The organism is Parasphingorhabdus sp., assembly GCF_048267785.1.
Taxonomy (GTDB): domain Bacteria; phylum Pseudomonadota; class Alphaproteobacteria; order Sphingomonadales; family Sphingomonadaceae; genus Parasphingorhabdus.
Genome location: NZ_JBLWWU010000033.1, coordinates 1 through 9,298, shown reverse-complemented (window position 1 = coordinate 9,298; position 9,298 = coordinate 1). Strand labels below are relative to the sequence as shown.

Genomic DNA, 9,298 nt, shown 5'->3' with positions numbered 1-9,298 from the left:
TATCAACCAATAAGACGAGGCCGATGCTCCGCTAATTTACGCAGCCATCTGTGCCAAATGTTCTGACGACGGACAGTTTTCGCACCTTGGTCGATATGCTGACCCTGGCCTGCGACCAAGGCGTGGAAAATGTGCCGGACGCGCCGCCCGAACTAGTCGAATTAATCCGCGAGATGGAGCGAACTCCCGACTGGGTAGACATGAAACTTGTCGAGGAAGGCGCACGTATAGACCGAAATTCAGCCGCAAATTTCGGCCCATTCATCATCCGCGGCGCGTTCATTGCAACTTTCATGAATAAATATGCCGCCTTGCCAATGGCGATCACCGGCACGTTAACGACCCAGACGGCTGCCAGACGCGTCAAGGATACCGCGACTTTCTTCACCACTTCCTTGTTGCCAGGCGCGCTCGAACGCTTTGGTCCTGGCTTCAAAGCTGCGGCCATGGTGCGATTGATGCATTCGATGGTGCGTGCGAACGTCTTGCGCCGACCCGGTGAATGGGATGTCAGCATTTATGGCATACCCATTCCACAAGTTGATCAGATGCCTGCCGGACTAATTTCGATCTTTCTGTTGTCGTATAAAATGATCGCGGAGGGCCGGGAGCAATTCACGGACTCTGAACGCGCGATGGTAGAACTGGCGCGCTATCGATGTTTTCTTCTCGGTCTTCCTGAAGATCTGCTCGCCGATACACCCCAAGGGATTGTCGACCTTATGAACGCGCGCAGCGGAACCCTGCTTAGCGGATATGATGATGAAACATGTGGGGAATTGTTGCGGGCGACCATGGCTGCAGATTTACGGCCGAATAATTCGTTTCGCGCGCGCGCCCACGAAACTTTCGAACGCGCTTTTGCGAAGCTATTTTTCGTCAAGAGCTTCATGGGCAACGACAAGGAGAAAGCCGCGTCGATCGGGGTGAAGCTTACATCGGGCGATGTTTTCCTGGCCGCCATCGCGGGTCTGTTTATCTATGCCAGAATGCGCCTCTACGCGCTTGCCTCGCATATTCCCGGCCTGCGCGGGATAGCCGATCGCCGACTGGTCGCGAAGCTTAAGGCTCAGCTCGCTGATTATGGTCATGCAGAGTTTACGACCGACGCACGGCAATATCGTCCGGCTACTACGCCGGCGGCATAAGGGCGTCCAACATCCGCATTGCGTTACTGTCAATCGGATGAATGCCCATATCGGAGCGGATTTTACTAATCGGATCGGCGATGCGCTTGTGCCAAGGAACGGCAATTAGTTCTTTGGTGGCACGGCCATGGCGCCAGCCATCGAAAGTCACAGTCAGCAACATGTCGGTTAGCGCAGGCGCATGAACTGCGGATTTGGTTGCAACCGTCGCCAAAAAACGGGTTGAATAATTTTGCCCGAACTGTGCCATCTGAAACCCGGAAATCGCCACCTCACCGGCCGCTGTAAAACCATATCCTCCCACCAGATGCCAAACGTCATGAAGCTGGAGAATGCGACGGTTGGTTCTGTTCTGCGCCGGATAGTCTCCCGGCAGAACCACGTTATCGGCATCAATTACCTCGATATCATATCCGTTCGAATTCAACATCGTTAGCAAATCGGTCGCCAGCGTATCCGTCGGGTAATGTTCCAGATCGGCAGTGGTCAGTCGTACTTCGGGTTGGGCAATCAGATCATGCACCCCGTCAAATTCGAGAAGAGCCTCTTCGCAGCAATCCACCATCCGGTCGTCATAAAGATCGCCCAGCGCGACAACTTGCAATGTCAAATCCAGCTCGCTGTCGGTCGGCGACGGCGGTGCCTGAACAATATTCCAGAACCCGTCCCATAATGGCCGGGGCAATGCGATACGCGGCTTTCCGGTTTTCACCCATGGCAATGCCTCGGTAATTTCAGCGGCGCGCTGGGTGCTGTCGTTGCTTGCCAAAGTCGCCGCAGCGATAGCGTCGAAGATCGGCACTTGGGCGACTGGATCGACAAACGCCGCCGTCGTCATTAGCGCGGCCAGTCCCAATATCGGTTGCTCCTCGAGCGGGGGCTGGCCTGTCTCGACCCACGTTTCGAATTCATTCTGCATCGATAGATCCAACATAATAATCACCCTCCTAGAAACTGTTTTTTTGAGATAACACTATAAAGATAGAATGATCAAGTTAGAACTGGCGCTTCCCTGTTTATCGACTATAATAGAGCTATGTCAGAACCAGCTAAAACCAGTTTTCCGAGGCGGACCGCGACAAAAGCGCGCACACGCCAGCGCATTGTCGATGCCGCCCGGCGGCTTTTTGTCACCCACGGTTATGCAGACGCAACAATGGCGGCAATTTCCGAGGCTGCCGATATCCATATAACCACACTGTTCACGCATTTTTCGTCAAAGCGTAAACTCGCTGCCGAGATTGCTGTCGTGGCGGGTGCCAGATTTCAAGCCGTGGTCGAGACCCAGCGCGAACAGGGTATACCGGTGCTGGTATTCTGGCGTAACCAGGTCGCGCGAATTGCCCATGCTTATGAGCGCGACGGAGACGGACAGATTAATCTCGGACGAGCCATTGCCGGCGAGCCTGAACTGTTGCCCGTCTGGTTCGCCCATCAACGCCTCCAGATCACTTTGATGACGGATTATATAGCTGACGAACTCGGGATTGATCCGGCGGAAGATCGCCGAGCACAAATGGTCGCTGCGATGTTGGTTGCGGGTGGTCGAATGGCGTTCGACCACTGGATCGAAAGCGGCCGTGCCGGAGACCTCGTCGCGGAAAACGAGCGTTTACTGGACGCTGCCGAAGCCGTGCTCGCTAACGGCGTGCCACTGATCAAGGGCGGCGCAGCGGGAACCGCGGATACCGCCTGATAACACGACCCGGACTATCACAGCGCGGTCTCGCCCAGTTGCCGGATATTCTCGATATGGCGCGACCGGTTGATCGGATAATATGCAAGACAAATGATCGCGAGTATCGTCGCTAGCAATGTCGTACCGATGTAGACGCCGGCAAGGCTTCGCAGAACGTCGTCACCGACAAGCCCTGGCTGGGCATTATCGGGGAAGTTGACGAAGGCGAGCAACAGGCCTGCTAATAAAATACCCATGCCCGATATAGCTTTGTTGACCATCGTCGAGGCGGAAAAGAGCAGCCCTTCGGACCGGTGCCCTGTTTCCAGCTGGATTTGATCCGTGACATCCGCAACCATTGACACAGCCAGGATCCCGCCAGCGATGGTCGCCATCATCGTGAAAGCGAACTGGCCCATTAGCAGCCATAGCAACATCAGTTCACCATTGGCTGGAAACAGGTCGGCCAGCCGCAAAATCAATGGCGTTACATTGGAAATCAGTGCCAAACTGAACATCAGCAACGCAGAAGACTTTTTGCCGAAGCGTACAGACAGAGGCAGAACCACAACGAATGCGAAGACTATGCCGATGACGCTGGTAGATGCGACCATGGCGATCTGGTTTGCGCTCAGTTCCCAGAGATAGGTAGAGAAATACATTTGAAGTGCCATGTTGATTCCCGAAGCAATGGCAAAAAACAGGCTGGCGAGAAGGATGGAAATATAAGAAGGGTGCACCAATATGCTCAACATTTCCTTCAGCATTTTTGACGTTGATATCGCTTCGCGCGGTGGCGGAGCCGGGCGTTTCAGCACCTCTTTTTGCGTGCCGAACGACGAGATGAGGACCGATGCCATCATGATAGCTGCCGCTACCCAGGCGTAAACGGTATAGCCCCCGGCGTTTAAATGGCCGACCGGTTGCTCGGGCGTCGGCTGCAGAAAATAGCCGAATGTCACGACTGTCATTCCAAGGCCGCCGCAAACGCCAAAGAAGAAACGGGCAGCGACAAGTTTTGTGCGTTCGTCATAGTCGCTGGTGAACTCGGCGAGCAGAGCGGTAGATGGAATTTCGTAAAGGCTGATAGAGAAGCGCACGAAAATTGCTGTCGTTACAAGCCATGCAAATTGTACCGTATTTGAGGCGTCAGGCGGTGACCAGAGCAGCAGGTAGAAAAGTCCGATAGGCAAAGCGGCTGCATACATGAAGGGGTGCCGCCTCCCCAGGCGGGAGCGGAAATTATCAGAATATTGCCCCAGCAAGGGATCGAAAAGCGCATCTGCGATCATGGCAATCATGATCGCAGATCCAACCCAGGCAGCCGGAAGACCAATGACCTGATTATAGAATAGCATCAGAAGAGCGTTGAATCCGTGATCCTTGACGCCAAACGCTATAGTACCGGAGCCATAAAGAAGCCGTGTTGAAATTGGCAACTTGCCTCCGGTCGCCGAACTGGTTTGTGACACCCGCCGCTACCTATCGGAAGCGAATTTCAAGCTGAACACCGAAGGTTCGGGGTAGCGTCAACGAATATGACTGCGCCACCTCCAGTGTAGGCGAGGAAGCGAGGAGATCGCCCGATGCGCTGTCGTAACCCACGCTGTCAAAAACATTCTTTACGAAAGCGATAACCCGGAAACGGTCATTACGTTCGGTCCAGATCGCGCGCAGGTCCACCTGATCATAAGATGGCATACGGTTATATTCGCGGTTGAAGATGTTGCTATATGCCGCACTGCGCCAGACATAATTGCCGGACAAGGATAACGTGCCGGGATCGAAGTCGATGTTATATACAGCATTTAGCGCAATCTTGTGACGTGGTGCGTTGGGCAGCCGCGCGCCGTCGACACTTTGCGGTTGCTGTCCTGCTACAGCAGCGCCCGATGGCTGAGCTTCCGGCTGGAGAGCCAAGGGATCCTCTCCATCGACAAAACAGCATCCGCTGTCGACGCGCGAATGGCCAAAGCCATAATTGAACGCCAGTTGTAGAGCATCCGTTGGCTGCCATGCCAGTTCGGCTTCAACCCCGTAGCTTTTCGAACTGTCGAGATTGAAGAACTGGGTAAGCTGTGCACCTCCCGGTTGTGATACGGTCAATGGTACCTGAAGCCCCTGATAGTCGTAATAGAAGCCCGCCAAGTTAACCCGAAGTCTCGCACCCAGCGTCCGTTTATACCCTATCTCGTAGGCGTTGACATGCTCCGCTCCGGTTTGTGGCAGCGCCGATATACCGCCCGCGTTGAAACCACCGGATTTATATCCCCGGCTGTATCGCGCGAACGCCAACTCATCGTCTGTCGGCTGCCATTGGACAGCGACCGTGCCGGTTACGGCATCCCAACTGTTCGACAAGCCACGAGTGGCGATACCTGTCGCCGGATCAATCACGACAGCAGACGCTACGCCCGGCGCAGCGGCGGTAGAAATTTGCGATGCAGTAATGTCGAGCGCCGGGGTCGCCGTCCCGTATAGATCGGGAGAGAACCCGCCACACCCAAGACACAGGATGCGGAAGGATTCGTCTCCGCTTTTCTTGTCACGGGTATAGCGCAATCCACCTGTCACTTTGAATTCGTCGGAGATTTGATAGTCGATCTGGCCGAATGCAGCTATCGACTTGGTGGTCAGCGTCGAGGCGGCATATACGAAATCGCTGGACGGATTATCGGGCCCATTGGCCGGCGTTTGAAGTTCCAGCTGATCGGGTGCACGGAAGTGCGTTTCCTGCGTCAACGTTTCCTGATAATAATAAACACCGGCGACCCATTGCAGCGGTCCGTTGGTGTTCGACGTCAGGTTGAGTTCGCCGCTACCGAACGACTTGTCGGTGCCCAGGTCAACTTGTGACGAGGGGAATACTGTCAAAGGGCCACAGCCGGGAATGAAAGCGCAAACACCTCCACCAGCAGCAAGCGGGAATGTATAAGAAATCACGCTGGTATCATCGAGTTCATAGGTATTTTCAGCACGATATTCCTGATAGCCGCCGAGCAGGCGAACATCGAAAGTTGGCAACGTCCATTTTACATCGCCGGTCACACCGAAATTGTCACGCAAACGTTCGGTCTGGGTCGTGTCGGCGCTGAAGTGCCTGATATCGGTCGCACCGGGCGGCTGGGGGTTCGGGTTCAGCGTAACCACTCCCGGGATTAAATAGCCAAAGGCAGCCCCGGGGGTAATTGCTCCAAATGGATAAGGTGCGAAATCATAGTCACCGATACGGTTGATAGTGCGAGGATTAAGGTCGGTACTGCCGGTTGAAAATTTGAACCAGCCAGTCACATCCGGCCCCAGGTCGGCTTCCAGTTGCAACTCCAGATACCGGCGCTCACCCCGCCCCCCTTCACTGACCTTGCCGGCGTCATTTTTGAAATAGCCGTCATCCTGATTATAATACGCGCCGGCCAACCGTGCCCGAAGTCCTTTCGCGACCTCCCCAGATGCGGAAGCTTCCAGATTATAGACACCGTAATTGCCAAGCGTGCCGCGCAAATCCGCAGTCAGTTCTTCGGTCGGTCGTTTCGAGATCGCATTGATGGCGCCGCCGATTGAATTGCGTCCGTAAAGCGTGCCTTGCGGGCCGCGCAACACTTCAATGCGCTCGATAAAGAAATCCGATGCGCCGATTGAGTTGGTCGAGGAATCATATATTCCGTCCGTGTAGGTGGATACACCTGGATCGCTGCCGTTGGTGTTCGTTTGACGTCCGATACCGCGGATAAAAACACGATCGTTACTGGCCGAATAGCTGAGGCCGGGTGTAAAATTCGCAAAATCCTGAAGCGTATTTATACCCGCAATCTGTCGCGCATCAGCCGTGTAGGCTGATATCGGCAACGGCACATCCTGAAGATTGACACTGCGCTTTTCAGCCGTGACGACGATTTCCGCGAGGCCTGAAGCGGCTGTTTCGGCCGCCGGCTGATCTGCTCCCGGTACCGTTTCCTGTGTTTGTGCTGCAACCGGCGTCCCTACAAATGCGACGCTCGCAAGCATCCATGAAATGTTTCGCATAGCCATCCTCTCCCCTCGCCAGCGATCCGCTGGTCGATAACTAGAACAATGAGCCCGCTTGATACGGGTCTCACAATATTTGTGTCCGAACATGCCTTTGCGGCATCTTCTGAAGCGGATGTTATAGGAGATTCATATATTAGTCTATAATCATATAATTATCTTGATAGATAAGTAAAGATTCGTTGGAATTCTGCGGGGATGATGCTTTTTGCCGTATGGAAAAAGCAAGATATTCAATCAAATTCTCCTCCGAATTGGCGTCGCATCTGCGCTGTATTTTTGGGAAAATGAGAATCCCCTCAAAACGCCTGCAGCTGCACGAAGGGCGGCATAGGATAGTCTCCGCGAATTCCATTTCGCTCGATATAATAGTTGTCCGATAGATTTTTATATGTCAGTAGAATTAAGTGTATCGATGTGTTTCGTCACACTGACAGCGATCAAGCCACCACAAAGATGGAGGCAGAAAATGGGGATTGGAAACATGGCTCGACAAATGCGCCAGACGAATTGGCCGGACATATCTCAAAAAAGAAAAATTGGTGCGATACCAACGAGTGGCCGGAATAGCTCTATGGGATTATGGGAGATTTTAGCATGAGCCCGTCCTCCACCCTCGCCGAACTTTCTGCACGCAAATTGCCTGACTGGTATGATGACGCAAAATTCGGGATATTCATCCACTGGGGCGCTTTCGCGATTCCCGGCTTTGCCCCTCGCCTGGGTTCCATTGGCGAAGCATTTGCCAAAGATTATGACCGAGCCGTTGCCATGGTCCCCTATACCGAATGGTACTGGAACGCGACCAAGGTTGAGGGATCTCCTTCGGCAGAGTTTCATAAAACGAATTATGGTGACGCGCCCTATACAGATTTCAAACAACCTTTCGAAGAAGGGCTTAAGCAATGGGATCCCTCCGCTTGGGCCGAAGCTTTTCGCGATGCAGGCGCCCGCTATGTCGTGCTTGTGACGAAACATCATGACGGGCTCTCGCTTTGGCCGTCCGACATTGCCAACCCGCACGAAGAAAACTGGACCACGAGCCGTGATATTGTCGGCGAATTGGCGAACGCCGTGCGCGCGGCCGGCATGCGGTTCGGGGTCTATTATTCGGGAGGAATCGACTGGACCTTCAATCGTCGGCCGATGCGTACTCTTGGCGACTTCATTTCATCAACGCCTAGCGGCGATTATCCGGCCTATGCTATGGCTCAGGTTCGCGAACTGATCGAGAAATACGAACCCTCGGTGCTCTGGAATGACATATCGTGGCCAACTCGTTCCAAATCGCTCTATCAGCTATTTGCCGACTATTATTCTGCGGTCCCGGATGGCGTGGTCAACGACCGCTGGGTTGCGGCAAGTTTTCCACGAGAATTGCTTAAAATTCCCTTGGTCCGGAAATTTATTGATCACAAAATTAAGGCATCATTGCGCAAACACAGTGGCAAGGAATCGGAGGGCATCATCCCGCCTCCAGTGCCGCACAGCGACTTCCGTACGCCCGAATATGCCGCCTTTGCCGAAATCCAGATCAAGAAGTGGGAAGCGACCCGCGGGATGAGCCATTCATTCGGTTTCAACCGCAACGATACGGATGCTGATTATGACAGCGCCGAAACACTCATTCATGATTTCATCGATGCCGTGTCGCGCAATGGCAATCTTTTGCTCAATGTCGGTCCGCGTGGAACCGATGCCACCATCCCCGACGAACAATTGAAGCGACTGAAGCAATTTGGCACCTGGTTGCGAGCCAATGGCGATGCGATTTATGGAACGCGGCCGTGGACTCGCTCGGATGGAGAGACTGAGGATGGCCAAGCCGTCCGCTTCACCTCCTCACCAGGGCGTTTGAACCTGATATTCAAGGGTCCAATTACATCCACCCGGTTGCAGGTAAAGGACTTGGTCATCTCCGGCGCTGCTTCCCGCCTTGCCGATGGCAGCCCGGTGATCTTGGAGGCGCAGGGAAAGGATCTTCTGCTAACCTTCGCTAGCCCGAGCTCTGATCCGATCGGCACCGCGGTATCGGTTGCGCTAGCCGAAACTTGATGGTGCTGAACGCCGGAACGTCGCTATGACAGATGCTTGGCTAGATTATGTCTAGAACATCCCAACTCGCAATGGTTTGGTCTCAGACAACTCGATCAAGACCTATTATATAGCGGAGAACATGACACGAAGAGCCACGAGCAAAACTGGTTCAACGATCAATGGGTCGATTCCGACGGCGGGAAACGAGCAAAAGCCCCGATCTTTCGACCGAGGCTTTTCGTTAAATCACTGACATTAAGACGTTAAGTTGGTTGCGGGAGTAGGATTTATGGGCTCCGCCCATGATCATCGCTTCGCTCCGATTGAACGAGGTTAAAATCCGGTCGCTCACCAAACCGACACAAAAAACCCCGCGCGAGGCGGGGTGTTCTGTTTGGTTGCGGGAGTA

The 9,298-nt window shown here is 53.9% G+C and carries 6 protein-coding genes; 3 read left to right on the top strand and 3 right to left on the bottom strand.

The genetic code is table 11. The features are described from left to right. Positions 1-50 precede the first annotated feature (50 nt). Positions 51-1,148 (top strand): oxygenase MpaB family protein, encoded by a 1,098-nt coding sequence (locus ACN0VD_RS16580; protein ID WP_417596287.1) that lies wholly within the window; start codon positions 51-53, stop codon positions 1,146-1,148. On the opposite strand, the gene ACN0VD_RS16575 is transcribed toward ACN0VD_RS16580, so the two are convergent. Next, positions 1,132-2,067 carry a Coq4 family protein gene (locus ACN0VD_RS16575; protein ID WP_417596285.1) on the bottom strand — a complete coding sequence of 312 codons (936 nt, stop codon included), beginning with the start codon at positions 2,065-2,067 and terminating at the stop codon, positions 1,132-1,134. The two genes, ACN0VD_RS16580 and ACN0VD_RS16575, sit on opposite strands and share 17 nt — an antisense overlap. 117 nt (positions 2,068-2,184) lie before the next feature. Between ACN0VD_RS16575 and ACN0VD_RS16570 the strand changes: the two genes are divergently transcribed. Continuing rightward, on the top strand, positions 2,185-2,844 hold the full coding sequence (locus ACN0VD_RS16570) for a TetR/AcrR family transcriptional regulator (protein ID WP_417596283.1): 660 nt from the start codon (positions 2,185-2,187) through the stop codon (positions 2,842-2,844). Between the two features lie 17 nt (positions 2,845-2,861). On the opposite strand, the gene ACN0VD_RS16565 is transcribed toward ACN0VD_RS16570, so the two are convergent. After that, complete coding sequence (locus tag ACN0VD_RS16565; RefSeq protein WP_417596281.1) at positions 2,862-4,265, bottom strand: MFS transporter; 1,404 nt, start codon at positions 4,263-4,265, stop codon at positions 2,862-2,864. Between the two features lie 43 nt (positions 4,266-4,308). Continuing rightward, positions 4,309-6,849 (bottom strand): TonB-dependent receptor, encoded by a 2,541-nt coding sequence (locus ACN0VD_RS16560; RefSeq protein ID WP_417596279.1) that lies wholly within the window; start codon positions 6,847-6,849, stop codon positions 4,309-4,311. A gap of 600 nt (positions 6,850-7,449) precedes the next feature. Here ACN0VD_RS16560 and ACN0VD_RS16555 point away from each other — a divergent pair. Continuing rightward, the gene (locus tag ACN0VD_RS16555) at positions 7,450-8,907 is read left to right on the top strand and encodes an alpha-L-fucosidase (RefSeq protein ID WP_417596277.1); all 1,458 of its coding nucleotides are present in this window, start codon (positions 7,450-7,452) and stop codon (positions 8,905-8,907) included. The last annotated feature ends 391 nt before the right edge of the window (positions 8,908-9,298 follow it).